The following is a 23,913-nucleotide window of genomic DNA, read 5'->3' as shown; positions in this document are numbered from 1 at the left end:
CGCGACCCGCGTGCCGGGCGCGACCCCCGCGACCCGCGTGCCGGACGCGATCCCCGGGACCCGCGGCAGCCCGCCGGTGCACGGGCCGGCTCGCGCGACCCCTACCGGGGGCCCGTCGACCGCCGCGGCCGGCGACCCGACCGTCGCCCCCCGCGCGGGGCGGCGGGGACGCCGCGCGGCCCCCGCAGCCGCCGCACCCCGCGGCGCCGGATCGGGCCCCTGCGGATCCTCGGACTGGTGCTGGTCGTCGTGCTCACGCTCGGGGTGGTGAGCGTGCTGTGGGCGGATTCGAAACTGCAGCGGATCGACGCGCTGACCGACTACCCGGGGCGAGGCGGCAACACGCCCGGCACCGTCACCCTGCTGGTGGGCACCGACTCCCGCGAGGGATTGACCGCCGAGCAGCAGGCCCAGTTGTCGACCGGGTCCGAGTCGGACGCCGGCGGCAAGCGCACCGACACGATGATGCTCGTCTACACCCCCCGCGGCGGGGACCGGACGATGCTCATCTCCCTACCCCGTGACCTGCTGGTCGACATCCCCGGTTACGGCGAGAACAAGCTCAACGCGGCCTACACCTTCGGCGGTCCACCCCTGTTGGCGCAGACCCTGGAGCAGCAGTCCGGGGTGCGGATCGACCACTACGCGGAGATCGGGTTCGGCGGTTTCGCCGGGATCGTCGACGCGGTCGGCGGCGTGGACATCTGCATCGACGAGCCGATCAACGACCCGCTCGCCGGACTCGACCTCGCCGCCGGGTGCCAGACGCTCGCCGGCCCGCAGGCGCTGGGCTTCGTGCGCACCCGCTACGGCTTCGCCGAGCAGGACCTGCAGCGCGTCCGCAACCAGCGACAGTTCCTCGGCGCGCTCATGCGCAAGACGCTCTCGCCCGGGAACCTGCTCAATCCGTTCACGGCCGTGCCCCTGGTGAACTCGGCGTCGGAGGCGGTCACCGTGGACACCGGCGACCACATCTGGAACCTCGCCATGGTGATGCGTCGACTCAGCGGTGACCCGCTCACCGTGACCGCACCCCACGACGGGATGGCCTCCGGGTCCGTGGGCTCCTACCTCGTGTGGGGCCCCACGACGACCGGGTTCTTCGACGCGGTGGCCTCCGGGCGGACCCCGGGACCGGAGTTCCTCGACACCGGACCGTGAGCGGCCGAGCTCAGCCGGCCGGGGTGATGGAGACGATCCCCCACGTGCCGTCGGGGTTCTCGGCCACCCGGACACGCTGCCGGATCAGTACCGGTTCGGCCTCCGGCGGGTACTCGGTGAGGTCCACCTCCAGCAGGGTCGGTGACAGTTCTCGTACGTCCACGCAGTGAGTGGTGCCCTCGGGGACCCGCTCGACCCCCTCGACGCGCAGCTGCTCCTCGGTCATCCGGCTGGAGGGCGCGACCGCCTCGAAGGCCTTCTCGGCCGAACGCTCCACGTAGTAGGCGTGATCGAAGGCCAGCACCGCCCCGGCCGGCGTCTCGAGCGAGCCCGGTCCGGACCCCACCATCCGGCCGGGTTCGGACACCTCCACGCACCCGGTGTCCCGCTCGGCCGCCGGGCTGACGGCCCCTCGGGTCACGACGTACCCGAGGACCGCGGACCCACCCAGCACCGCGACCCCGGCGGCCGCCAGCAGGGCGATCCGCGCCGGGCGGTGGTCGAGCACCGCGGGAGCCGGCGACGGTTCGTCCTCGGGGAGGTCACGGTCCGCGGCCGGGGCCCCGAGCGAGAGGGTGGACAGGTCGTCCGCCTCGCGCCGGGTGCTGCCGGTCCCGGCCGGCGCCGCCGAGGTGCGCGGCTCCCCCGCCGTCGGGGCGTGTGCACCGCCGCCGGCGGCGCCGAGGGTGATGCGGGTGGGGGGCGGGGCATCGGCGGACGGTTCGGGCTCACCTGACCCGGCCCGCCCGGTACCCGGGCCACCGGCCTCACCGGCCGACCGGCCCGCGGCGGGGACGCCGGGCATCGCGTGATCGGGGGTCGGCCCGGTCCGCAACCACGGCGGAACCGTCACCTCCGGGAGCCGGGGGGCCTCGTCGTCGTCGCCCGCCCTCGGCCGGTCGGCCACGCCGCCCCACCCCCTCACTCCACCCCGCGTCGACTCATCGCGTGACGGGTCATCGCGTCACGGGCGACCGCGGTCGCCATCGGAGTGGATCCTAGAGGTCGGCGCGCCCGGCCGGGGGTTCATACCGCGGGTGCCGGGCGCGTGGTGCTCGCGGGGAGCCGCCGTCTAGCGCAGGGTCACCTGACGTGCGCGCAGACCGTCGCGGGAGGACCGCTCGTCCGAGGTGAGGGGAGTGTCGTCGGCCAGGGCGTCACGCAGCGCGGCGTCGAGCGCCTGCAGACCCGGCGCCCATTCCTGGTGGTGCATCTCGCGGTCCAGGTCGAACACCGGCACCAGGACCCCGTGCGTGCGGAACGACCCGGCGAAGCGGGACCCCTCCCCCAGATGGAGCGCACCGGCGGCGTGCACGCGGGCGAGGGCCTCGAACAGGTCGTCCTCGTTCTCCGGCCGCACCCAGCGGATGTGTGCCTTCTCGCCGGCGTCGACCCACCAGGCGGCCTCGATGCCGTCCGCGGAGACGCGCGCCGAGGGCATCATGACCTCGTTGGCGTTGCGGATGGCCTGCTCGATCTCGGGCCCCACGTCCACGCCGTCGGCGACCCACCACGAGAAGTCGTCGTGGACGACGATCTCCAGCGGCGCATCGGCGACCACGACGTCGGCCAGTGCCGGGGTGGAGTCGGTCGGGTGCGACGAGGTGAGGGTCTCCCCGCCACCGGCGCGGGTCGCCCAGTCCACCGCGTAGGCCAGATCGACGGCGGGGTCCGGCCCGTGGACCTGCACCTGCAGGCCGACCATGGCCTGGCCGCCGAGCTCCTCGTCGCGGACCAGGCCCGCGATGGCGCCGGGCAGCACGGTCGCCAGCGTGACCTCCCGCCCACCGTCGACCGTGGTGAGGCGCGCGGTGGCCGACGGCACGAACTCGCGCATCGCCACCATGTCGCATTCCCCGGCGAACCCGGCGAACGGCCGCGGCTCGACGCTCAGTTCCTCACGCTCGGCCGCGCGCGCGGCGATCTTGGCCTGGCGGTTGCCGCCGGCCTTGGGCTCGTTGTTCCGATTGCGTCTACCCACGATCACCACGATACGGTGCGCCCCCGCCGACCGCCCGCGTAGGCGTCGGACTCGAACCCGGACTCGGGCCCGGGCTCGGCCGGCCCGCCCGTCAGGCGCCCGCGGGCCCCTCGGTCCGGGGCGCGTCGCCGTCGAGGACGGTCAGCGCGCGCGAGGGGACGTTGGTGCCGACCCAGTCCACGCCGAGGTCGCGGCACAGCAGCAGGTCGGCGGGGTCGTCGACGGTCCAGCAGTAGGTGCCCATCCCCCGTGACCGCCAGTACTCGACCAGCCACGGCCGCGCCCGCAGCGTCCCGATGCTCGGCCCCATCAGCTGGGCACCGAACCCCTCGGCCGGCCACGACTTGACGATGTTCCGACGCTCGCGCAGCTGCACCGTCGGCACGTCCGGGGCGAGCCGCCGGAACCGCCGCACGGCCGCGACCGAGAAGCTCATCATCACCGCGCGGGAGTCCGCGAACGACGCGGCCCGGTCGAGGCCGAAGTACGTCAACTCGTCGCGCAACGCCGTCTCGACCCGGCCGCCGGACGGCACCGGGTGCTTGGTCTCGAGGAACAGCCGGACGTCCGGGTACGCCTCGGCCATGACGAGGAAACTGCGCAGCGTGAGCACCGTTTCGGGGGCGCGGTGCACGGGGTGCCACGACCCCACGTCGAGCGCGGAGATCTGCTCGAGGGTGCTGGCGTGGACCCAGAGATCCCTGTCGGCGACGCGGGTGGTGCGGGGGTCGTGGAGCAGGACGGGCACGCCGTCGGAGGTGAGGCGGACGTCCACCTCGAGCGCCTCGGCGCCCTGGTCGAGGGCCTGTTGATAGGCGACCCGGGTGAGTTCGGGGAATTCCGCGGAGGCGCCGCGGTGTGCGACGACCCCGCTGCGGGTGGAGACGGGCGAGGGCAGGTGGGTGGTCGCGGGGACCGTCACGTCTCAATCCTTCCGGGTTGCTGACACTTCCAGGATCCCCGCCGCGATGAACCTGCGGGTGAACCGCGGGGAAGGGTCACTGAAACTCCTCATGACGCCCCGGGTCTCCCGGACCGCCCACGCCGCGGCGAGTGCGGCGAGGGCGGTGAGCAGCACGGTGTCCGCGGCGGCCTGTGGGCCCTCCCCGCTACCGCGCCACAGGGCGACCGTCACCGCCAGGACGTTGACGGCCCAGGCCACCCACCACCGCCGGAGTTCCGATCGCGACGGGGCACGGGTCGACACCCGGCGCAGTTCCTCGAGGTAGACGGGCAGGCGGAAGAAGTTGACGACGACGAGGAGGGCACCCACCCACAGGCCCGCCCGTGACCGGGGGTCCCGAACCGGTGCGTACGCCCGTCGCCGCATCTCCACCAGCCAGGCCGTCGCCGTGACGGCTGCGGCGATGCCCACGGCGATCGCGACGATCCCCGTCACCCAGACCAGGGCGGTGGTGAGGGCCTCGAGCCACCACGGCGCGAGCCGGTCGGCGTACCAGACCAGGGCGGCGTAGCGCAGTCCGTGGGCCACTGCGGTGGCGAGGAACCAGGCGCCGGCCGCCCGCATGATCCCGGGGGCGGCGGTGGCCAACCGGGCGGGTGCCGGTCCTGCCGGCTGCTCGAGGTGGCGCGGGATCGCGACCGGCGGCAGCCCCCACCGCGGGGTGCCGGGGTAGGCCGGGGTGCGGTCGCGCCACGCCGGCCCGGTGCGGTGCCGCGGGACGGGCGGCCGCGTCACGGGCGTCGGGGGTCGCCACGGCGGGTGGGCGACCCAGCGCCACTGCCCCTGACGCCGCGGTGTGGTCATGGCGACCATGCTGGCACAGCCCGGGTGGCGTCGGACGGCGGTGTGCCGGAGCCTGGGTCCATGTCCGTGAACTGCGTGCGCGTGCACGACCTCGTCTCGGGAGAGGCCGACCCGGCGGGGGCCCACGTCGTCCTCGTGGACCGGCTGTGGCCGCGGGGCGTACGCAAGGACTCCCTCGGTCACGACGATTGGTGCCGGGACGTGGCTCCGTCCGCCGACCTGCGCCGCGGGTTCCACCGCGGTGAACTGGACTTCGAGCACTTCGCGGAGAGGTATCGGGAGGAGTTGTCACGCGATCCCGCCGCCGGGGAGGTGGGCCGCCTGGCGACGCTGGCGGCCCGTGACGACCTGGTGTTGGCCTATGCGGCGAGGGACACCGAGCACAACCACGCCCTCGTTCTGGCGGACGAGATCAGGCAGCACATGTAGCCGTCGTCACATCAGGGGTGACGGATCGCGACGGCGTGTGTATGGTCTCTCTCAGTAGTTGAAATCGTTCGTTGTATTTCTGTAGATCCACCGTCCTTGAGAGAGGGCAGTGCGGCACCGCAGGGAAACACACAGCACGCTCTCTGCTGCAGCACCTGGTTCCCCGACAAGCGGGGCACCGACTCTCGAAAGGACGCCAATATGGCTACCGGCACCGTTAAGTGGTTCAACGCTGACAAGGGCTTCGGCTTCATCGCTCCCGACGACGGCTCGGCCGACGTCTTCGCCCACTTCTCCGCCATCCAGGGCTCGGGCTACCGCTCGCTCGAGGAGAACCAGCAGGTCTCCTTCGACGTCGCGCAGGGCGCCAAGGGCCTGCAGGCGGAGAACATCACCCCGATGTGATCTGTGACGTCAGAGTGATCTGACGTCCTTCAGACTCCACGAGAGGGCCCGGCAGGAGAGATCCTGCCGGGCCCTTTCGCATGCCCGCTCCGTCTGGCCCTCGGTCCGGCCATCCGCTCCCGCGCCCGGCCAGGCGCGGGAGCCCCCGGTCAGATGGGGCAGGCGACGCCGCTGCGGACGTGGCAGTCGTAGCCGCCCGGGTTCTTCACCAGGTACTGCTGGTGGTAGTCCTCGGCGTAGTAGAAGGTGCCGGACCGGACCTCCCCCAGCTCGCCGATCTCGGTGGTCAGCGGGCCGTAACCGGCCGCGTCGAGCTCCTGCTGGTACCCCTCGGCGATGCGACGGGCCGCCTCCAGCTGCTCCGGCGTGGTGGTGAAGACGGCCGAGCGGTACTGCGTGCCCATGTCGTTGCCCTGGCGCATCCCCTGCGTGGGGTCATGCCACTCGAAGAACGTGGCCAGCAGCTTCTCCACCGGCAGCACCTGCGGATCAAAGACCACCAGCACGGCCTCGGTGTGGCCGCTCGCCCCGGTGCAGGTCTCCTCGTAGGTGGGGTTCGGCGTCCACCCGCCGGCATACCCGGCGGCGGTGGTCCAGACCCCGTCGAGCTGCCACAGGATCTTCTCCGCGCCCCAGAAACACCCCATGCCGAGCACGATCGTCTCGTGGCCCTCCGGGAACGGCGGGACCATCGGGTTTCCGGTGACGATGTTCGCCGACGCCACCGGCACCGGGTCAGCGCGGCCCGGGAGCGCCGCCTCGGCGTCGACGACCGTGGTCGCGGTTCGCATGGCGGAGTGTCTGATCGCGTCTTGTAGCCAGCCCATGCCGCCAGGGTAACCCTCCGGCCCATTCGTGATCCGGACATGATGTGACCAATGCCATAGTCGGCGCTAGGGTGGTGACCAGTTCGACCGAGGGGGAGCTCGACGTGACCGCTACACAGCCCGCCGCGCAGCGCCTGCGCGCCATCCTCGACGGCGAGCCGCCGCAGCCCTTCGAGGGGTCCGGCTGCAGCGATCACGTCCGTCGCCGCAACCTCCACGTGAGTGTCGCCGTCGCCCTGGCGCTCCTGATCGTGCTCGTCGTCCTCCTGGTGATCTGACCAGGCACGGTCATCACGTCAGACAGTCGCGGGCGACGCGCACCAGCAGGGGGGCCCACGGCGCACACGCGTCCTCCGGCAGCGTCGCGATGTGGGCCACCTCCGCGGCCGCGACCCAGCGCAACTCCGCTATCTCGGCCCGGTGCCGCTGCCCACCGTCCACCTCGGCGGCGAAGACCTCGGAGACCAGGGAGAAGCCGGGCTCGTTGGCGGTCGCGGTGTCGAACCGCCCCAGGGGGGTGAGCCGATCGGGGGCGATGATCACCCCCAGTTCCTCGTCGATCTCCCGGGCGGCGCACGCCCGGGGCGACTCCCCGGCCTCCCACTTCCCGCCGGGCAACATGAACCGGTCGGTGCCCGCCTTGCGGACGGTCGCCACCGCCCCGTCGGGTCGGGTGAGCACGACGGCCGACACGGAGATGATGCCGCCGGCCGGGGCCGTATCAGAGTGATCCACGACCCCGATCATGGCAGGCCATCGGCTCGGGCGGCAGCCGGCGGTCGCGCAGCACGACGCACCGGTGGACGGATCACTATGGTGGAGGTGGACGTCGTGACGGGCGCCACGGGGACTCCCGTGCGCAGCCCGCCACCCAACTGAAAGGACACTCCACTATGGCCGAGTACGTTCTTCCCGATCTCGACTACGACTACGGCGCTCTCGAGCCGCACATCTCCGGCGAGATCATGGAGCTGCACCACTCCAAGCACCACGCGACCTACGTCAAGGGCGCGAACGACGCCATCGAGCAGCTCGCCGAGGCCCGCGAGGACGGCAGCATCGCCGCCAAGGCCCCGCTGCTGAGCAAGAACCTGGCCTTCCACCTCGGTGGCCACACCAACCACTCCGTGTTCTGGAAGAACATGTCGCCGAACGGTGGCGACAAGCCCGAGGGCGAACTGGCCGCCGCGATCGACGCCGAGTTCGGGTCGTTCGACAAGTTCCAGGCCCACTTCAACGCCGCCGCCACGACCCTGCAGGGGTCGGGCTGGTCCGTCCTGGGCTGGGACCACATCGGGCAGCGCCTGATCATCCAGCAGCTCACCGACCAGCAGGGCAACATCTCGATCAACATCACCCCGCTGCTCATGCTGGACATGTGGGAGCACGCCTTCTACCTGCAGTACAAGAACGTCAAGCCGGACTACGTCAAGGCCTGGTGGAACGTCATCAACTGGGCGGACGTGGCCGAGCGCTACGCCGCCGCCAAGGGCTGACCGACAGGTCACGCGCCACACGGCTCAGCAGAGTTCGCAGCGGCCCGGGCGGGGATCTCCCCGCCCGGGCCGCTGCCCGTCGGTCGGCGCAGATCGCCCGCCCACCTCCGCGAGACATCCCCCGGACGAGCGTCCACTTGGGTAGCGTCGCCCGCGAAGCGGTGATGGGAGTCACCGCCACGCGCACCCGGGGAGAGACGATGTCCGACAACCTGATCACCGTCAGCCGCCGCACCGTTCTGGGCGGGGCCGCCGCACTCGGCGGGGTCGCCGCGCTGCAGTCGCTCCTGCCGGCCGTCGCCTCGGGCCAGTCCACGGCCATGTACGTCGGCCGCGGCATCGGGGACATGACCGGAGAGCCGCTGGGCGCGGGCATGAACGGGTACGCGGACACCGAGCAGCAGTCCGTCGGGCTGCATCTGCGGCAGCGGGCCCGCGCCTTCATCTTTGCCGACTCGCCGTCGTCACCCCGGTTCCTCCACGTCACCGCCGAGATCGGCCTCGTCTTCCAGTCGATCCAGCAGGAGGTGTTGCGCCGACTGGCCGCCGAGTTCGGCGACACCTACCACGAGGGCAACGTGGTCATCACCGCCACGCACACCCACGTGGCACCCGGCGGAACATCCGGCCATCCGATGGTCGACCTGTCGATGCTGGGCTTCCGGCCGGTGACGTTCGAGGCCAACGTGGCGGGGATCGTCGACGCCGCCCGGATGGCCCACCACGATCTCGCGCCCTCGGGAGTCGGTGTCACCACCGGCACACTGCACGACGCCGGCGTCCAGCGTTCCCGCGGGTCCTTCGACCGCGATACCCCCGAGGAGCGGGCGCAGTTCCCGGCGGGGATCGACCCGCGGTCGCAGTCGTTGCAGATCACCCGCGACGGCCGACTCGTGGGCGTGCTCAACTGGTTCGGCGTCCACGCCACCTCGATGACCTCCCACAACACGATCGCGTCCTCGGACAACAAGGGTTTCGCCGCATGGCACTGGGAGCGGGAGGTGGCCGGGCAGGACTACCTCGACGGCCGCACGCCGGAGCTGGTCACCGCGTTCGCCCAGACCAACCCGGGCGACGTGAGCCCCAACCTCGACCTGGCCCCCGGCCGGGGACCGACGCCCGACGAGTGGCTCAACACCAGGATCATCGGCGAGCGACAGTTCGCGGCCGCGCGGGACCAGGTGGGCACAGGGGTCCGGCCGCTCGGCAGCGGGATCGACGTCCGGCACCGCTGGGTGGACATGTCGGCCGTCGAGGTGCGGCCCGAGTTCACCGGCGACGGACGCACCCACCGGACGGCGGTGGCGGCCCTCGGCGCGTCATTCGCGTCGGGCAGCCAGGAGGACGGCGGCGGCGGGGACGAGCTGCCGTTCGCCGAGGGCGACCGCGGCGGCAACCCCGTCATCGCGGCGATCACCGACGTGGTGATCCCCGCCTGGCTCCGCGAGGCGCACGGCGCCAAGGACGTCCTGCTCCCGGTGGGCCTGGTCCCCCACGCGATCCAGCGCGTGTACCCGTTCCACCTGGTCCGACTGGGAACGCACTACCTGTTCACCCTGGGGTTCGAACCGACCGTCGTGGCGGGCCTGCGCCTGCGCCGGACCCTGGCGGCGGAACTGGGTGTGCGCGAGGACCACGTCACCGTCCAGGGGTACTCCAACGCCTACGGGCACTACGTCACCACGCCCGAGGAGTACTCGGCGCAGAACTACGAGGGCGGTGCGACGGCGTTCGGCCCGTGGACCCTGCCGGCGATCCAGCAGGTCGCCGCCGACCTGGCCCGCTCGATGCGGGCGGGGACCCCGCTGGACCCCGGCACCTCCGAGCGGGACCTCACCGGGCAGATCCCCGTCTCCCCGCTGGGCAACCCGCTCGTCGACACACCGGCTCCGCTGCGCAACTTCGGCGACGTCCTGGACCCGCCGCTCGCGGAGTATCGCGTCGGGCAGCGGGTCGTCGTGCGGTTCTGTGGCACCCACCCCAACTCCGACCTGCGCCGGGGAGACACCTACCTCGCGATCGAGCGGCGGGAGGGCGACCGGTGGGTGCGGGTGCACGACGACGGCGACTGGTCCACGATGATCGTCTTCGAGGGCCTGCTGACCGTCACCGGCGCCCTCATCACCTGGGACATCCCGCCGGGCACCCCGGCCGGCGCATACCGCGTGGTCTACACGGCGTCGGGCCGCGGGATCGACGGGCGACTGTTCCCCGTAAGGGGGGAGAGCCCGGCCTTCGACGTGCGCTGACAGCGGGTCTGGGACACTGGGGACGTTAATGCTTGCACTTCCTAGTGCTCGCGTCGTCTACAGAAAGGACATCGCCCGTGGACATCAAGGGTGCTTCCGTCATCGTCACCGGCGCCGCCTCCGGCCTGGGCAACGCCACCGCGCGCTCGTTCGCCGAGAAGGGCGCGGTCGTGTTCGGCCTCGACCTCCAGCAGTCCATCGACAAGGCGGTCGAGCAGGGCATCGGTGAGGGCATCACCCTCATCGCCGCCGACGTCACCAGCGAGGACGACGTCAAGGCCGCCATCGCCAAGGCCACCGAGGCCGCGCCGCTGCGCGTGGTGGTCAACTGCGCCGGCATCGCCCCAGCCGCGCGCATCGTCTCCAAGAAGGGCGTGCACGCGCTCGACCTGTTCCAGACCTGCATCTCGGTGAACCTCGTGGGCACGTTCAACGTGCTGCGCCTGGCCGCCGAGGCCATGTCCACCCAGGACACCGTGGACGAGGACGGCCAGCGCGGCGTCATCATCAATACCGCCTCCGTCGCCGCCTACGAGGGCCAGGTCGGCCAGATCGCCTACGCCGCCTCGAAGGGCGGCGTGTACTCGATGGGCATCTGCGCCGCGCGCGACCTCGCGCAGTTCGGTATCCGCGTCAACACCATCGCCCCGGGCACCATCGAGACCCCGATGCTGAAGGGTCTGACCGAGGACTTCCAGAAGTCTCTCGAGGCCGCGATCCCGTTCCCGTCGCGCCTCGGCCGCCCGTCCGACTACGCGCAGCTGGCGAACGCGATCGTCGAGCAGGACTACCTCAACGGAGAGAGCTTCCGCATGGACGGCGCCCTGCGCATGGCGCCGCGCTAGCAGCCCCACCGGGCCCGGACACAGCGTCCGGCGCCTGTGCCGGTACGACCGAGGCCCGCCCCCTGCGACAGGGGGCGGGCCTCGGTGCTACGCGCGGGTCAGGCGGTGTGGACCGGGTCAGCCGCGACCGTTGTCGATCGCGGGGCCGGGGGCCGGAGCCGGAGCCGGAGCCGGGGCCGGGGCGGCGTCGGGGGCCGGCGCCCACGGCAGCGGCGGCAGCGGGGGCAGGGCGATACCGGCGGCGGTGAGCGACGCGTGGATCTCCGGGAGGAAGTAGATGCCCGCACCGACAGCGGCGACCGAGCCGAGACCGAGGGTCGCGGGGACGAGCGAGCCCGTGCCCGGCAGGGACCCCGCGTCGGACCCGAGGACGACGGTCGCACCCTCATCGATCCCCAGCGAGCCGGCGATGGGCGCGTAGAGCGGGGCGAGCGAGCCGGTGGTCGGCTCACCGAGCAGCGCCGAGCCCGAGGTGTCGACCGAACCGGTGCCCTCGGCCGGGGTGAAGATGTCGACCGAACCGGTGGCCTCGGAGACGGATCCGGCCAGCGGCGCGAGCGAGCCGGTGGAGGGCTCACCGAGCAGCGCCGAACCCGAGGTGTCGAGGGAGCCCTCGCCGGTCGCGTTGGCATCCAGGATGAGCGAACCCAGGTCCTCGGGGACCGAACCGTTACCGGCGGACTCGCCGCTACCGACCGAATCGCCGCTGCCCGCGGACTCGGTGCTGCCCTCCGTGGAGCCGCCGACGAGGCTGCCGAGGTCGATGCTGCCGGACGCGTCGCCGTCCTGCGCGGTGGCGACGCCGGTGGCGCCCGAGATGGCCAGGGCAGCGGCGGCCGCGACCGCTGCCGCCTTGCGGGTGGTGAACGTCATTGCGTCTCCTCGTGTGGAAAAGGGGTTCCCAGGCGCGGAGGCTCGTGGCCGACCCACCCCGGGCGGGGTCTGTGGGACGTGAGAACAGCGTTACGAGAACGAGGTCCATCGGTCCATGCCCCACCCTAGCCACACTTTCAGGTGATCAACGGCGGGAACTCAGTTAAATCTTAGTTAGAAGAAGCTCCCGAAATCCGCTCACGCACTGCGGATATCACCGCGTACTCAGCCGAGGCGGGAGATCCACTCACGCACGGCCCGGGTGGCCTGCACGTCGTCCTCGTTGTAGGTGAGGATGCGGTTCCGGCCGGCATCCCGCTCGACGCCCCTCGCCGCCTGCGCGTCGCGGTACCACCCGAGCGAGGCCTCGCCGCAGGCCTCGGGATCTCGCCACGCGAACCCGGCGGCCGGGGCGACCACCTTCAGTCCGAGGCCCGAGGTGGAGACGAACTGGGTGGTGACCGCCTCGTGGACGTCCACCCAGAGCGGGGAGGAGATGAAGCGCCGGACCTCGGCGACGGAGGGAACCCCCTTGACGACGGCGAGGGTGCCCTCCGGCCCGAACCTGCCGGCCGACGAGAGCATCCACCCGTTCTCCGCGGACCGTGAATAGCAGTAGGCCCGGAACGACCGGCCCTGACCTGCCGCCCTGTCGCGGATGCCGGTGAGCCAACGCCAGAACTCCGCGAACGAACGCCCCTCGTCCGGATCCGGCAACCGCGCCCAGGTGGCGAACGGCCTGTAGCCCTCGGCCTCCAGGCGCCGCCCGTCCCTCAGCGTGAGCAGGGTCCCCCACAGATAGGCGCCGTCGTCGAGGTGACTCTCCAGGTCGACGTCCACCTCGATATCCGCACGCGGAATGCTCGGCCGCGCCACCTTGGGAACCACCACCTCACCGTCGCGGTGTGCCCTCGCCCGCAGGACCGCGTCCGAGAACGGCTCGCCGTTCCAGTCCGTGGGCCGGTCCGGTCCGGCCACCGCCAACTCCGCGACCGTCCGGATCCCCCGGGCCCTCAGCGACCCGACCTGTCCGCCGCCGACGACGAGACTGACGTCATCGGCCACGACGAGCCGGTCACGGCAGCCCTCGACGGGCCCGTCCCGATCGTCCCAGCCCTCCCACCAGGGGCAGGTGCGGCATTCGCCGATCCGGCTGGGTTCGGTGTCGAGCTCACCGCGCACCACCGCCAGCCGCGTGGCGTGGGTGCGGTCTGCGGCGTCGAGCACCGGCCCCAGGTCGTGCACCACCGCGCGCGCCGAGCCCAGCCCCAGCACCGCGCCCACCGGGGACTCCGCCGCGTGCCCCACGGCGGCGAGCAGCCGCCACGCGTGGACGAGCCGGTCCAGATCCGCGGGGTGACGCCGCACCCGGAGAGCGGGGTCGGGCGCAGGGGACCAGTCGAGCAAGCGGGTCACCGTCGCCGTCGACGCGGTCCTCCCCCGCCGCGGATCGACCACCTTGTGATTGACCACCAGCACCGGCGTGTACCCGCCGCCGGGCACGGCCGCCAGGGTGCACCGGAGGCCCGCCCGGCCCTCGTGCGGATCGGCGGGAAGAGCCGCGCCCCACACCAGCGTCGCCCCGTCGGCCAGGGCCCGGAGTGTCGCGCTCTCGTCGTCGTCGCCCGGTACGTCCCCCGGCAGATCGGTCCAGTGATCCCCCACCACGTCCACCACCACGGTGTCGGGGCGCGCGTCCCGCAACGCGCGCTCCCGCAGGCCCGCGCGTCGATCGGCCGCCGCCATCGCCCGCAGACGCACGCCCTCGTCGAGCGGCGCCGTCCGCCACCACCCCGGTCGCGCATCACGTTCCCGGGCCACGCGGTGCAGACATCTGGCCCCCGAGGCCGGCCCCACCACCGCCGCATCGGGGGCGCGGTACGTGGTGCTGCCGGCGTCCTCCATCGCCGTCCATCATGGCCCAGCCGCGGCCCACACGACGGTCCGGTCCTCAGTGCGGGCCGATTCGCCTAGGCTGGAGACCTGATGTCCGCGACGAGAGAAGGATCGACGCCCATGGGCAAGCTGACGACCTACCGCGACAAGCGTGCCGAACTCCGCGCCCATGCTTCGGCGCTCAAGTCCACGGCCATGAAGGAGGCCAAGCTCGCGGCCAAGGAGACGCGGAAGAAGGCCAAGGAGGCGCACCGCGTGGAACTGGCCGAGGCCAAGGAACGCGCCAAGCTCGAGCGCAAGAACGCCGAACGCAAGGCGAGGCGCGCCGAGAAGCGGGCCGAGAAGCGTGACAAGCTCGACCGCAGATCCGCCAAGCGGAACCGCAAGAACGAGAAGGTCCACGCCAAGCAGGAGCGCGCCACCATCAAGCGCGAGGCCAAGCTGCTGGCCAAGGACCGCAAGCTCGCCGAGAAGATCGACTCCGCCGGCCGCAAGCACGAGTACCAGCTCGCCGAGATGGAACTCAAGAAGCTCGAGGGCACCAAGCTCAACAAGGATGACCTGCAGCGGTGGCTGAGCATGGCCAAGGTCGCCACCCCGGTGCTGCTGCCGATGGTCTACAAGGCCGTCTCCAACGTGCAGGGATCGGCCGGCAAGCCCTCCGGCCCCGGAGGCGTGGACCTCGAGGCCGCCGGCATCAACGCCACCGGCCCCGGCGCCGCCCTCGGTGTACGCATCGTCCGCCTCGAGCAGACCCTCGACCAGCTCGACGTGAGCCGCGGGAGCGAGCGTGAGGTCAAGGACTTCATCTCCTCCACCCGGGCCAGGCTCACGGACCTGCGGACAGCGGTCGAGACCGCCGAGACCACGCCCACCGCGCAGCGGCGCGAGATCCACTCGTCGATCTCCGGCGAGCTCGACCGCATCAACAAGGACATCTTCGCCCGCCTGGGCGTCAAGGCGTGACGGCGCTCCGGGGGCGGCTGGCGTCCGTCGCGGTCGCTACCGCCCTGGTCGGCGGCGCGGCCGCTCCCGCGGTGGTGCTCGCACCGGTCGCCGGCGCCCACTCGGTGTTGGTCTCCATCGACCCGGAGGACGGCTCCGAGCTGGACACCCCGCCCGACGAGATCGTCCTGACCTTCAACGAGGAGATCAACCAGAGCTTCGCCTCCGTCGCCGTCACCGCCGGGGACGACCGGGCCACCCGGGTCGTAGGCGACCCCTCGGTGGCGGGCGAGACCGTCACGGTCGACGTCGATGATCTCGGGACCGGCGCCTACACGGTCGGCTACCGGGTGACCTCGTCCGACGGGCACGTGGTGAGCGGATCGTCGGTCTTCACCGTGACGGGCGGGGGCGGCGGCGCGGAGGCCGGCGCAGAGTCCGGCTCGCAGCCCGCGGCCGGCGGGGAGCCCGGCTCGGAGTCCGGCTCGCAGCCCGCGGCCGGTGGAGACGCCTCCCCGGCGGGCGGGTCCGACACCGGGGCCGGCGACGAGGCGGGCGTCGCCGATGAGACCTCGGGCGAGGACACCGGCGTCAGCCCCGCGATCTGGGTCGTCGGCGGACTGGCGATCCTGCTCATCGGTGGCGCGTTCGTGCTGCTGCGCCGCGGTAACTGACGGGCGGGCACGCCGAGCGGCGAGCGGTGCAGCCGCTCCCCCGCCCGGCGTCTCGCTCCCGCGCCTGTACACGTCAGCCACACCCGCGTCCGCGCGTGGCGTCTGGCCTGCCCCTCGGGGCGCGCGAGACGCCATGCCCGGACGCGGCTGTATGACGAGATCGAGCGGCCGTATCACGAGTCGGGCCGCGGCGGCAGCACGAGGCGGGCCGGGGCGGCCGCGGGCCCCCGCCACTCGCGCGGGCCCGGCCACCCGCGCGAGCTCCCGCCTACCGCCCCGGCAGGAAGCGCATGGCGTCGGTGGCGGGCGCGAGCAACTGCTGCCACCGCGTGCGGGGCAGGAACGACGGCCCGCCCATGTGCACGACGCGCTGAGTGGCGATCGTCTGCGCCTCGGTGTACTTGAGCAGTCCCTCGTCGCCGTGGCGTCGGCCCACACCGGAGGCGCCCATGCCGCCCATCGGGCCCGCGACGGAGCCCCAGCCCGCGACGTAGCCCTCGCCGACGTTGACGGTGCCGGTCCGCAGGCGCGCCGCGATCTGCTCGCCCTCGGAGTCGGACCCCGCGAACACCGACGAGTTGAGCCCGTACTCGGTGTCGTTGGCCTCGGCGATCGCCTCCTCGACCGAGTCGACCGGGTAGATCGACACGACCGGGCCGAAGGTCTCCTCGCCGTAGCAGGTCGCGCCGGAGGGCACGTCGGTGAGCAGGGTCGGCTCGTAGAACAGCGGGCCCAGGTCCGGCCGGGCGCGTCCGCCGGCCAGGACGCGCGCGCCCTTGGCCACCGCGTCGTCGACGTGTGCGGAGACGGTGTCCAGCTGGTCACGGGAGATGAGGCTGCCCATCTCGGCCTCGAAGTCGTAGCCGGGCCCCACGCTCATGGACTGCACACGCGCGGTGAGCTTCTCGATGAGCTGCGGCGCGACCGAGCGCTCCACGTAGACCCGCTCGACCGAGATGCACAGCTGACCCGAGTTGGAGAAGAACGCGCGCGTGGCGACCTCGGCCACCTCGTCGAGGTCGGCACCCTCGGTCACGATCATGGCGTTCTTCCCGCCGAGTTCGGCCGAGAAGCCGATCAGGCGCTCGCCGCACTGGCGGCCCAGCGTGCGGCCGGTCGCGGTGGAGCCGGTGAACATGAGGTAGTCCACGCATCCGACGATCGCGCCGCCGACGGTCCCGCCCGAACCGGGCACCACCTGGAACAGGTCGCGCGGCAGCCCCGCCCGGTAGAGCATGTCGGCGGCGGCGAGGGCACAGAACGGCGTGATGGACGCGGGCTTGATCACCACGGCGTTGCCCGCGAGCAGGGCGGCCAGCGCGTCGGTGGCGGCGAGGTTGAGCGGGTAGTTCCACGGGGCGATCACGCCCACGACGCCCTTGGGCTGGCGGCGCACCACGGCCTTGGTCAGTCCCGGCAGCATGCCCTGGACGCGCTTGGGGGCGAGCAGCCCGGGCGCGGTCCGGGCGTAGTGACGCGCGGTGATGAGGCAGTCCAGCACCTCCTCCTGTGCGGAGGCGCGGCTCTTGCCGGTCTCTGCCTGCACGATGTCCATGAGTTCGCCGCGGTTGCGCATGATCTGCTTGGCGAAGCGGGTGATGACGGCGACCCGGTCGGCGACATCGCGTTCGGCCCACGCGACCTGCGCGGCCCGGGCCCGCTCGACGGCGGCGGTGACATCGTCGGCGGTGCCGGCGGGGATCTCCGCGAGTGGTTCGCCGGTGAAGACCTCGGTGATCATCGCCGACGGGCGGCTTGAGGGATCGGCCCGGAATTCGGGGATCGCGACGAGGTCGCGGAGACGGTCGTACACATGGGGCGCGGGTCGGCTCATGGCACCGAGGCTACCGGCGGGTAAGGAAGAGCGGTACCGCCTGCCACCGTTCTTCGCCCGCCGGTCGCGGAAACCCGGGCTTGACCCTGACATCGCGTCAGGCCCCACGCTCGTGGATGTGAGAGATGCTGGAGACATGACGACGAGAGACGGGCTCACCGTGGGAGCGGTCGCCGCGCTGGTCGGGGTGAGCGTCCGGACCCTGCACCACTGGGACCGGATCGGGTTGGCGCCGGCGAGCGGCAGGACGTGGTCGGACTACCGGGTGTATGACGACGACGACGTCGCCCGCCTCCACCGGATCCTGGTCTACCGCGAGCTGGGCTTCCCACTCGCGGAGATCGGGGACCTGCTCGATGACCCGGAGGCCGACGCCCTGGCTCACCTGACCCGCCAGCGGGAGCTGCTGGTCGGACGCATCTCGCACCTGCAGGAGATGGTCTCCGCAGTCGACCGCATGAAGGAGGCGATCGATATGAACGCACCACTGACCCCTCAGGACAGGGCCGAGATCTTCGGCACGGACTGGAAGGAGGAGTACCAGGAGGAGGCCGAGCACCGCTGGGGCGACACCCCGCAGTGGGCGCAGTCGCAGGAACGCACGGCGCGCATGTCCAGGGAGGACTGGAAGCAGGTCAAGGCCGAGGGCGACGCGCTCAACGTCGACCTCGCCGCCGCCAAGCGTGCCGGCATGGACCCGGGGGCGCCGGAGGCCGCGGAGCTGGCCGAGCGCCACCGCGCATCGATCGGGCGGTTCTACGACTGCACGCATGCGATGCAGGTCTGCCTGGCGCGGATGTACGTCGAGGACCCACGCTTCGCCGAGACGTACGACGTGCACGAGCCGGGCCTGACTCAGTGGCTGGTCGCCGCCGTCGAGGCCAACGCCCGGGCGCACGGCGTCGACCCGGACACCGCCACCTGGGAGTGAACTGCCCCGCATGAGCCGGTGGGCGATGTCGGACGGCGGACGTACCCTGGCCCGCATGAGCCGATGGACCACCGCCGACATCCCTGACCAGACCGGCCGGACCTTCGTGGTCACCGGGGCGAACTCCGGGCTGGGCCTGCAGTCCACCCGCGCGCTGACCGACGCGGGCGCCCGCGTGATCATGGCCTGCCGTGACACGGGCCGCGCCGAGACGGCCCGCGCGGGGCTCGCGCACCCGGACCGCGCCGAGGTCGTCGAACTCGACCTGGCCGACCTCGAGTCCGTGCACGCGGCGGGTGAGCTGCTCGCGGGCCGCTCGCCCGACGTGCTCATCAATAACGCGGGGCTGATGAACATCCCACGGTCGCGCACCGCGCAGGGCCACGAGATGCAGTTCGGCGTCAACGTCCTCGGCCACTTCGCGCTCACCGAGCACGTCGCGCCGGCGCTCACCGACCGTGTGGTGTGGCTGGGCTCGATGATGCACCGCTTCGGCACGGTGGACCCCGACGACCTGGACTGGACCCGTCGCCGCTACGCCCCGATGCCGGTGTACGCCGCCTCCAAGCTGGCCTGCGTCATGCTCGCCTACGAGCAGCAGCGTCGCCTCGAGGCCGCGGGGTCGTCGCTGAGGGCGGTGGCCGCGCACCCCGGTTATTCGGCGACCAATCTGCAGTACCGCAGCGGCAGCCGCGTGCAGGACCTGCTGATGAAGGGCGTGGAGAAGATCCCGTTCCTCGTGCAACCGGCCGAGCGTGGGGCCCTGCCGCAGCTCTACGCCGCGACCGTGGAGTCCGTCGCGGGCGGCGCGTACATCGGCCCCGACGGCCCCGGCGAGCTCACCGGGTACCCGACGACCGTGAACTCCACCAAGGCCTCGCACGACCGCGAGGTCGCCGCCGCACTGTGGGACCGCTGCCGGGAGATGAGTGCGCAGGGGTGAGTGGTCAGGGGTGAGTCCGCAGGGGTGACCGCCCGCGGGTAACCGCTGGCGGCGCGGCCTACCGCCCGGCCTTCCGAGTGGCCCCGCAACGATTTGCCCGGGCCCGCGTGGAGGGGACGACGACGAGCCCGGGCCCCTACGCGCGCCGGCGGGCGAAGGCCAGCAGCAACCCGCCCAGCAGAATCGTCCCGGCGGCGACGCCGACCAGCGCGGTGGTCCCCACGCCGGTCACGGCCAGCTCCGCGGGGGCAGACAGCTCGGCGGGGGCCGACTGCTCGCCGGGTCCTGCGGCGGCATTCCCCGCGGTCGTGGCGATGGCGGCAGGCGCGGCCGCGGCGCCGAGGGTCGCGCCCACTCCGCCGGTTCCGCCCTGCGTGTCCCCGGCGGGACCGTTCGCGCCGACCGGGGAGATGTCTGCCTCGTCGTCGTCAACCTCGTCGTCGTCGACCTCGTCCGTCGCGTCCTGCCCACCGTCGGCGGCCGCCGCCTCGGCCTCGGCGCGACGGCGCTCGTTGTCCTCATACGGATCCTGCAGCGCGGCGATCTGGACCGCCTCGATACTCCCCGCCAGCGCGCCGGGCAGCTCGGTGCCGGCGGCGTCCGCGGCGTCGGTGAGCAGCGCGCCGCCCTCGGCCGAGCCCTCGACCAGCCCGTGCCAGAAGTCCAACTCGTGCGGATAGAGCTCGCCGGCCTGCTGCCGCTCCCCCAGCGCCGTGAAGAAACCACCCGCGAACTGCAGGCTCAACACGGGGAAGATGTACTCGGGGATTGCGATCGATCCCAGCCCGATGGTGCCCGACCCGATCGACCCGGTCGGATTGGCGTAGACGGAGCCCGGCAGGCTCCCCGAGGACGCCACGGATGCCGCCGCGGACCCGCCGGCCGACCCCAGTGCCTCGAGCGGCGCCACCGAACCGAGGGTCTGCCCCAGGGACAGTCCGGCGTCCGCCACCGGGGCGCTGCCCGTCTCGCGCAGCCCCTCGGACCCGAGCGCCCCACCGCCGATGACGATCTCCTCGGGCAACTGGCCGACCAGCTGGTCCACACTGCTGTTGCCCGTCTCGGCGGGCAGCGCTGAACCCGACCCCGAGTCCTCCTGCGCGTACGCCACGGCGGGGACCGCGACGACCGCCACCACGGCGGTCGTGACGGCGGCGCCGAGGCGCCTGGTCCGGACTCCGGAACCACGGGTCTGGGGCATCGGGCACAGCCTCTCGTCGCAGGGGCGGGCCTGTGCGACCCGCGCACGCTGAGCGTACTACTGCGGTGCCGCCCGCCTGTAGCGCCGGCTGTCCGGCCGGACCCGATCCGCCGCCGGACCCGGCCTACTGCAGCGCGGAGGTGAGACGTGCGACGTTGTCGACGTACCGCCCCGGCCACGGGCGGCTCATCCACGTCTCGATCCCCAACGTGGTGCAGTCCTCGACGTAGGAGTCCACCACGTCGTTGAGCTCCGCGACCGCCTCGCCGCCCAGGACCAGCAGACTGATCTCGAAGTTGAGGTTGAACGAGCGCTGGTCCATGTTGCTCGAGCCCACGATCCCGGCGTAGTCGTCGATCAGCACCGTCTTGGTGTGCAGGACCGCCGGGGAGCGGAAGCGGTGGATCACCACCCCGGCCTCGAGCAGCGCGCGGTAGTAGGACCGCTGGGCGTGGTGGACGAGGAACTGGTCGGCGTGTTCGGGGACGAACAACTCCACCCCCACCCCGCGGAACGACGCCGACGTGATGGCGTGCAGGAGAGCGTCGTCCGGCACGAAGTACGGGCTGACGATCCGCACCCGCTTCCGTGCCTGGCCGATGAGCTGGGTGAACATCCGCAGCCCGGGCTGCGTCCTGTACCCCGGGCCGGACGGGACCAGCTGGAACGCGCTCACCGGGTCGCCCGCCGTGGGATCCCCGCCCTTGCGTCCGGGCGCCAGTGGTGCGCCCTGCGCCACGTCCTCCAGCGTGCCGATCACCTCGCCGGACTCGGAATACCAGTCCACGGCGAACACGCTGTCCATCGCCTGGACGATCTCTCCGCGGACCTCCATCATCAGATCGACCCACTCGCGGCCGAGCCGGGCGTTGCGTGAACTGCCGTAGTGGCGCTCGATGAGGTTCTGCGACCCGATGAACCCGTGCACCCCGTCCACGATGAGCATCTTGCGGTGATTGCGTAGGTCCGGCCGCCTGAACCGGCCGCGGAACGGGTTCACCGGCAGCATCAGGTGGAACTCCACCGGGGTCCGCCGCAGCCGCTTCCGGAGCTTCGTGAACCCCCGGTAGCGCAGTGACCCGAGGTGGTCGACCAGCACCCGGACCACGACCCCCCGATCGGCGGCCTCGACCGCGGCGGTGAAGAACTCGTCGGTCTCGGAGTCCCACGACTGCGCGTAGAACTCGATGTGCACGTGGTCCCGGGCGGCACGGACCGCCTCGGTCATCGCCGCCAACGACCGCGTGTAGTCCGAATGCAGGCCGATGAAGTCCCCGGACATGGCGGGCATCGCGGTGAGGGTCCGGTTCATCTCCAGGATGGTCCGCACCCCGGGCCCCACGCGCACTCCGTCGGGAACGGTGGGCCGCTTCTCGAGCGCCCTGGCATAGAGATGGTTCGCCTCGGCCTGGATGAGGTGCCGTCGCCCGGTGATGTAGGGATTGCCCAGCAGGAGGAACAACGGCACCCCCACCACCGGGATGAAGAGGATGGCGAGCAGCCACGCCTGCGACGACGACGGCTGCCGGTTCTCGGGGACCATCCCCAGCGCGAGGATCTTGATGACGTACTCGGTGATGAGCAGGCCCGAGGTGACCCCTGCCGGGAAGGACAGGTCGAGACCTACCACTGTGGGGTTCACTTCGTCTGTCGGGTCAGGACAGTCCCGAGGGCGAGGGCACGGGGGTCGATCACCGTTCCGCCCCGCATCGTCCACCGCACCACGCCCGCCAGGGCACGCTGGGCGTACACCGAGTCCGCAGAGCCCAGCTCACGGGTCCCGGGCAGGACGACGAACGCGTCGTCGTCGGCGACCGCGGCGAGGTCCGCGCGCAGGCCGACCCGGATCTCACCGCGGTCCCGCAGGCCCACGACCCCGGCGGTGCGCGTGGCCATCCACCCGGCGACATCAGCGAGATCGAATCCCCGGCGACGGGCCTCGGTCCACACGACCGACAGCCCGAGGCGGGCCGAGGCCACGGCGTCGATCGTGCCGTCGCGCAACGCCTCCCACAGCAACTCGCGGTTGGCGGCGTCCCGGATCGGCGGGTCGAGCCGCGCGACCGCAGCGCCGCCGTGGGTGACCTCGGAGACCAGCGCCAGCATGTGCGGGCTGGTGGAGGCGGTCACGGCCAGCCCGTCCGCCCTGGCCTCGCGCAGCAGGGGCAGTTCCTCGTGGTCGGACACCGCCCGGACGTGCAACCGGCCACCCGTGCGCCGGCAGACCTCGAGAAGCCCGGGCAGATCGTCCACCCCGGCGTCCACCGCGAACAGCCCGCCGGCCTCCGCGACCTCCTCGGCGGCCGCCACCACCTGTGCGGAATCCAGGGTCGGCGCACCGGCGACACCCTTGCCGGCGGCCACCGCCGACACCCCGAACACGCCACGATCCAGCAACGTCCCGAGCCCGCCGAGATTCCCCGGAACCGCCGCGCCCCACAGGCCGACGTCCACCGTGGACTCGCCGGTCACGTCCTGTCTCCAGCGGTCCACGTCCTCGGGGGTGATCGCGACCGGGTCGCCGTCGGTTCCGTAGTCGATCACCGAGGTGATCCCGCCCTGAGCCGCCGAACGCGTGCCCACCGCGACGTCCTCGGTACTGACGTGCGGGTCGACGAGTCCCGGCATGAGGACCACGTCATCACCGAGCGCGATCGTGTGGTCGCCCGCCAGACCGATGTCCCGCGCCTCCGACCCCGTCCGCACCGACGAGATCACTCCCCCGTCCACCGTGACCGCCGCCTGTTGGATGCGATCGTCGATGACCGCGCGCCGGGCGTGGATCAGGAGTTCGTACTGGGCCACGGGTGGCTCCTTCCGGGTTCTCGGACGATGGCGGGGCACCCTTCACCCGACATTGTCCCCCACGGCGGGCTCCCCCGCGGGAGCGCGGCCGGATAGCGTTGCCATGACCAGACCACGCCCCAGGAGGCCCCGCATGACCGACACCCCCGCCGGATTCGTCCACACCGCAGACCTCGTCGACGAGATCGGCGAGGACGTCCGCAGCTGTGACACCCAGTTCCGCGACCTCGGTGGCCGGACGGAGTTCTTCGGCCCCGTCTCGACCGTCCGGTGCTTCCAGGACAACGCGCTGCTCAAGAGTGTGCTCGGCGAGCCCGGCGAGGGCCGGGTCCTGGTGATCGACGGCGGTGGCAGCCTCCACACCGCGCTGGTGGGAGACCTCATCGCCGAGCTCGGCCGTTCCCACGGCTGGGCCGGGGTCGTGGTCAACGGCGCCATCCGAGACTCGGCGGTCGTGGGCGGCATGGACTTCGGATGCAAGGCCCTGGGCACGAACCCGCGCAAGTCCAGCAAGACCGGCGACGGCGAACGCGACGTGACCGTGAGCTTCGGCGGGGTCGACTTCGTCCCCGGTGACACGCTCTACGCCGACTCCGACGGGATCGTGGTGCGCTGACCCGACCGGGTCGTTCGTCGCACCCGCCCGAGCG

The 23,913-nt window shown here is 72.2% G+C and carries 24 protein-coding genes; 12 read left to right on the top strand and 12 right to left on the bottom strand.

The features are described 5' to 3' along the window. A partial coding sequence (locus NR111_RS15565) for an LCP family protein (protein WP_256821340.1) occupies nt 1–1,161 on the top strand: 1,161 nt, incomplete at its 5' end. A gap of 10 nt (nt 1,162–1,171) precedes the next feature. On the opposite strand, the gene NR111_RS15560 is transcribed toward NR111_RS15565, so the two are convergent. The 4 genes from NR111_RS15560 to NR111_RS15545 form a co-directional block, all read right to left on the bottom strand. Further along, nucleotides 1,172–2,068, bottom strand: coding sequence for a hypothetical protein (locus NR111_RS15560; protein WP_206474418.1), 897 nt, complete (start codon nt 2,066–2,068; stop codon nt 1,172–1,174). A gap of 165 nt (nt 2,069–2,233) precedes the next feature. Next, the gene (locus NR111_RS15555) at nt 2,234–3,145 is read right to left on the bottom strand and encodes a DUF5926 family protein (protein WP_371517424.1); all 912 of its coding nucleotides are present in this window, start codon (nt 3,143–3,145) and stop codon (nt 2,234–2,236) included. Between the two features lie 88 nt (nt 3,146–3,233). Continuing rightward, nucleotides 3,234–4,064, bottom strand: coding sequence for a glycerophosphodiester phosphodiesterase family protein (locus tag NR111_RS15550; protein WP_256821338.1), 831 nt, complete (start codon nt 4,062–4,064; stop codon nt 3,234–3,236). Nucleotides 4,065–4,067: 3 nt separating this feature from the next. After that, nucleotides 4,068–4,910, bottom strand: coding sequence for a DUF4328 domain-containing protein (locus tag NR111_RS15545; RefSeq protein ID WP_256821336.1), 843 nt, complete (start codon nt 4,908–4,910; stop codon nt 4,068–4,070). Between the two features lie 60 nt (nt 4,911–4,970). On the opposite strand from NR111_RS15545, the gene NR111_RS15540 reads away from it, so the two are divergent. Then, complete coding sequence (locus tag NR111_RS15540) at nt 4,971–5,339, top strand: DUF488 domain-containing protein (protein ID WP_206474420.1); 369 nt, start codon at nt 4,971–4,973, stop codon at nt 5,337–5,339. A gap of 201 nt (nt 5,340–5,540) precedes the next feature. Then, a complete protein-coding gene (locus tag NR111_RS15535; protein WP_007629661.1) occupies nt 5,541–5,744 on the top strand; it encodes a cold-shock protein in 204 nt (67 codons plus the stop codon). A gap of 149 nt (nt 5,745–5,893) precedes the next feature. On the opposite strand, the gene msrA is transcribed toward NR111_RS15535, so the two are convergent. Further along, nucleotides 5,894–6,571 carry a peptide-methionine (S)-S-oxide reductase MsrA gene (gene msrA, locus NR111_RS15530; protein WP_374210747.1) on the bottom strand — a complete coding sequence of 226 codons (678 nt, stop codon included), beginning with the start codon at nt 6,569–6,571 and terminating at the stop codon, nt 5,894–5,896. Between the two features lie 104 nt (nt 6,572–6,675). Between msrA and NR111_RS15525 the strand changes: the two genes are divergently transcribed. Further along, complete coding sequence (locus NR111_RS15525) at nt 6,676–6,849, top strand: hypothetical protein (protein ID WP_159981117.1); 174 nt, start codon at nt 6,676–6,678, stop codon at nt 6,847–6,849. 13 nt (nt 6,850–6,862) lie between these two features. Here NR111_RS15525 and NR111_RS15520 read toward each other — a convergent pair whose 3' ends face one another. Further along, nucleotides 6,863–7,306, bottom strand: a complete 444-nt coding sequence (locus tag NR111_RS15520) for an NUDIX domain-containing protein (RefSeq protein WP_256821334.1) — start codon at nt 7,304–7,306, stop codon at nt 6,863–6,865. A gap of 158 nt (nt 7,307–7,464) precedes the next feature. Here NR111_RS15520 and NR111_RS15515 point away from each other — a divergent pair, with 158 nt between their 5' ends. The 3 genes from NR111_RS15515 (at nt 7,465) to NR111_RS15505 (ending at nt 11,161) form a co-directional block, all read left to right on the top strand. Then, nucleotides 7,465–8,067, top strand: a complete 603-nt coding sequence (locus tag NR111_RS15515; RefSeq protein WP_067714888.1) for a superoxide dismutase — start codon at nt 7,465–7,467, stop codon at nt 8,065–8,067. Between the two features lie 200 nt (nt 8,068–8,267). Beyond that, nucleotides 8,268–10,316 (top strand): neutral/alkaline non-lysosomal ceramidase N-terminal domain-containing protein, encoded by a 2,049-nt coding sequence (locus tag NR111_RS15510; protein ID WP_256821333.1) that lies wholly within the window; start codon nt 8,268–8,270, stop codon nt 10,314–10,316. Between the two features lie 77 nt (nt 10,317–10,393). Next, nucleotides 10,394–11,161, top strand: a complete 768-nt coding sequence (locus tag NR111_RS15505) for an SDR family NAD(P)-dependent oxidoreductase (protein ID WP_256821332.1) — start codon at nt 10,394–10,396, stop codon at nt 11,159–11,161. A 117-nt stretch (nt 11,162–11,278) separates the two neighbouring features. Here the strand turns inward: NR111_RS15505 and NR111_RS15500 are convergent, their stop codons facing one another. Together NR111_RS15500 and NR111_RS15495 are read right to left on the bottom strand one after the other, a co-directional pair. Continuing rightward, entirely contained in the window at nt 11,279–12,034 is a 756-nt protein-coding gene (locus tag NR111_RS15500; RefSeq protein ID WP_256821331.1) for a hypothetical protein, read from the bottom strand. A gap of 225 nt (nt 12,035–12,259) precedes the next feature. Further along, nucleotides 12,260–13,939, bottom strand: a complete 1,680-nt coding sequence (locus NR111_RS15495; protein ID WP_256821330.1) for a TM0106 family RecB-like putative nuclease — start codon at nt 13,937–13,939, stop codon at nt 12,260–12,262. A 111-nt stretch (nt 13,940–14,050) separates the two neighbouring features. Here NR111_RS15495 and NR111_RS15490 point away from each other — a divergent pair, with 111 nt between their 5' ends. After that, nucleotides 14,051–14,896: a DUF6474 family protein gene (locus NR111_RS15490; RefSeq protein ID WP_067714904.1), complete on the top strand. Its 846-nt coding sequence runs from the start codon at nt 14,051–14,053 to the stop codon at nt 14,894–14,896. Continuing rightward, complete coding sequence (locus tag NR111_RS15485; protein WP_096906255.1) at nt 14,893–15,549, top strand: copper resistance CopC family protein; 657 nt, start codon at nt 14,893–14,895, stop codon at nt 15,547–15,549. Before NR111_RS15490 ends, NR111_RS15485 begins: the two co-directional genes overlap by 4 nt. A 268-nt stretch (nt 15,550–15,817) precedes the next feature. Here NR111_RS15485 and NR111_RS15480 read toward each other — a convergent pair whose 3' ends face one another. After that, nucleotides 15,818–17,383, bottom strand: coding sequence for a succinic semialdehyde dehydrogenase (locus tag NR111_RS15480; RefSeq protein WP_256821329.1), 1,566 nt, complete (start codon nt 17,381–17,383; stop codon nt 15,818–15,820). 136 nt (nt 17,384–17,519) lie between these two features. Between NR111_RS15480 and NR111_RS15475 the strand changes: the two genes are divergently transcribed. Beyond that, a complete protein-coding gene (locus tag NR111_RS15475) occupies nt 17,520–18,314 on the top strand; it encodes a MerR family transcriptional regulator (protein WP_069389402.1) in 795 nt (264 codons plus the stop codon). A gap of 55 nt (nt 18,315–18,369) precedes the next feature. Next, on the top strand, nt 18,370–19,257 hold the full coding sequence (locus NR111_RS15470) for an oxidoreductase (RefSeq protein ID WP_096907387.1): 888 nt from the start codon (nt 18,370–18,372) through the stop codon (nt 19,255–19,257). 136 nt (nt 19,258–19,393) lie between these two features. Here NR111_RS15470 and NR111_RS15465 read toward each other — a convergent pair whose 3' ends face one another. The 3 genes from NR111_RS15465 to NR111_RS15455 all read right to left on the bottom strand — a co-directional run bounded on the left by NR111_RS15465 (nt 19,394) and on the right by NR111_RS15455 (nt 23,263). Next, nucleotides 19,394–20,458, bottom strand: coding sequence for a hypothetical protein (locus NR111_RS15465; RefSeq protein WP_256821328.1), 1,065 nt, complete (start codon nt 20,456–20,458; stop codon nt 19,394–19,396). Nucleotides 20,459–20,582: 124 nt separating this feature from the next. Beyond that, a complete protein-coding gene (locus NR111_RS15460; protein ID WP_256821327.1) occupies nt 20,583–22,100 on the bottom strand; it encodes a phospholipase D-like domain-containing protein in 1,518 nt (505 codons plus the stop codon). Then, the gene (locus NR111_RS15455) at nt 22,097–23,263 is read right to left on the bottom strand and encodes an amidohydrolase family protein (protein ID WP_069389254.1); all 1,167 of its coding nucleotides are present in this window, start codon (nt 23,261–23,263) and stop codon (nt 22,097–22,099) included. Before NR111_RS15455 ends, NR111_RS15460 begins: the two co-directional genes overlap by 4 nt. Before the next feature lie 133 nt (nt 23,264–23,396). Here NR111_RS15455 and rraA point away from each other — a divergent pair, with 133 nt between their 5' ends. Continuing rightward, complete coding sequence (gene rraA, locus NR111_RS15450; protein WP_256821326.1) at nt 23,397–23,879, top strand: ribonuclease E activity regulator RraA; 483 nt, start codon at nt 23,397–23,399, stop codon at nt 23,877–23,879. Nucleotides 23,880–23,913 lie beyond the last annotated feature (34 nt).

The organism is Dietzia sp. Die43 (assembly GCF_024519835.1).
Lineage (GTDB): Bacteria > Actinomycetota > Actinomycetes > Mycobacteriales > Mycobacteriaceae > Dietzia > Dietzia kunjamensis.
The sequence above is the reverse complement of the archived record's forward strand: the minus strand, read 5'-3'. Positions and strand labels throughout refer to the sequence as shown.

Excerpts from the sequence above, each read along its gene's own strand:
- NR111_RS15545 (WP_256821336.1), bottom strand. The coding sequence starts at position 4,910 with ATGACCACACCGCGGCGTCAGGGGCAGTGGCGCTGGGTCGCCCACCCG.
- NR111_RS15540 (WP_206474420.1), top strand. The coding sequence starts at position 4,971 with ATGTCCGTGAACTGCGTGCGCGTGCACGACCTCGTCTCGGGAGAGGCC.
- NR111_RS15535 (WP_007629661.1), top strand. The coding sequence starts at position 5,541 with ATGGCTACCGGCACCGTTAAGTGGTTCAACGCTGACAAGGGCTTCGGC.
- msrA (WP_374210747.1), bottom strand. The coding sequence starts at position 6,571 with ATGGGCTGGCTACAAGACGCGATCAGACACTCCGCCATGCGAACCGCG.
- NR111_RS15515 (WP_067714888.1), top strand. The coding sequence starts at position 7,465 with ATGGCCGAGTACGTTCTTCCCGATCTCGACTACGACTACGGCGCTCTC.
- NR111_RS15510 (WP_256821333.1), top strand. The coding sequence starts at position 8,268 with ATGTCCGACAACCTGATCACCGTCAGCCGCCGCACCGTTCTGGGCGGG.
- NR111_RS15500 (WP_256821331.1), bottom strand. The coding sequence starts at position 12,034 with ATGACGTTCACCACCCGCAAGGCGGCAGCGGTCGCGGCCGCCGCTGCC.
- NR111_RS15495 (WP_256821330.1), bottom strand. The coding sequence starts at position 13,939 with ATGGAGGACGCCGGCAGCACCACGTACCGCGCCCCCGATGCGGCGGTG.
- NR111_RS15490 (WP_067714904.1), top strand. The coding sequence starts at position 14,051 with ATGGGCAAGCTGACGACCTACCGCGACAAGCGTGCCGAACTCCGCGCC.
- NR111_RS15480 (WP_256821329.1), bottom strand. The coding sequence starts at position 17,383 with ATGAGCCGACCCGCGCCCCATGTGTACGACCGTCTCCGCGACCTCGTC.
- NR111_RS15475 (WP_069389402.1), top strand. The coding sequence starts at position 17,520 with ATGACGACGAGAGACGGGCTCACCGTGGGAGCGGTCGCCGCGCTGGTC.
- NR111_RS15470 (WP_096907387.1), top strand. The coding sequence starts at position 18,370 with ATGAGCCGATGGACCACCGCCGACATCCCTGACCAGACCGGCCGGACC.
- NR111_RS15465 (WP_256821328.1), bottom strand. The coding sequence starts at position 20,458 with ATGCCCCAGACCCGTGGTTCCGGAGTCCGGACCAGGCGCCTCGGCGCC.
- rraA (WP_256821326.1), top strand. The coding sequence starts at position 23,397 with ATGACCGACACCCCCGCCGGATTCGTCCACACCGCAGACCTCGTCGAC.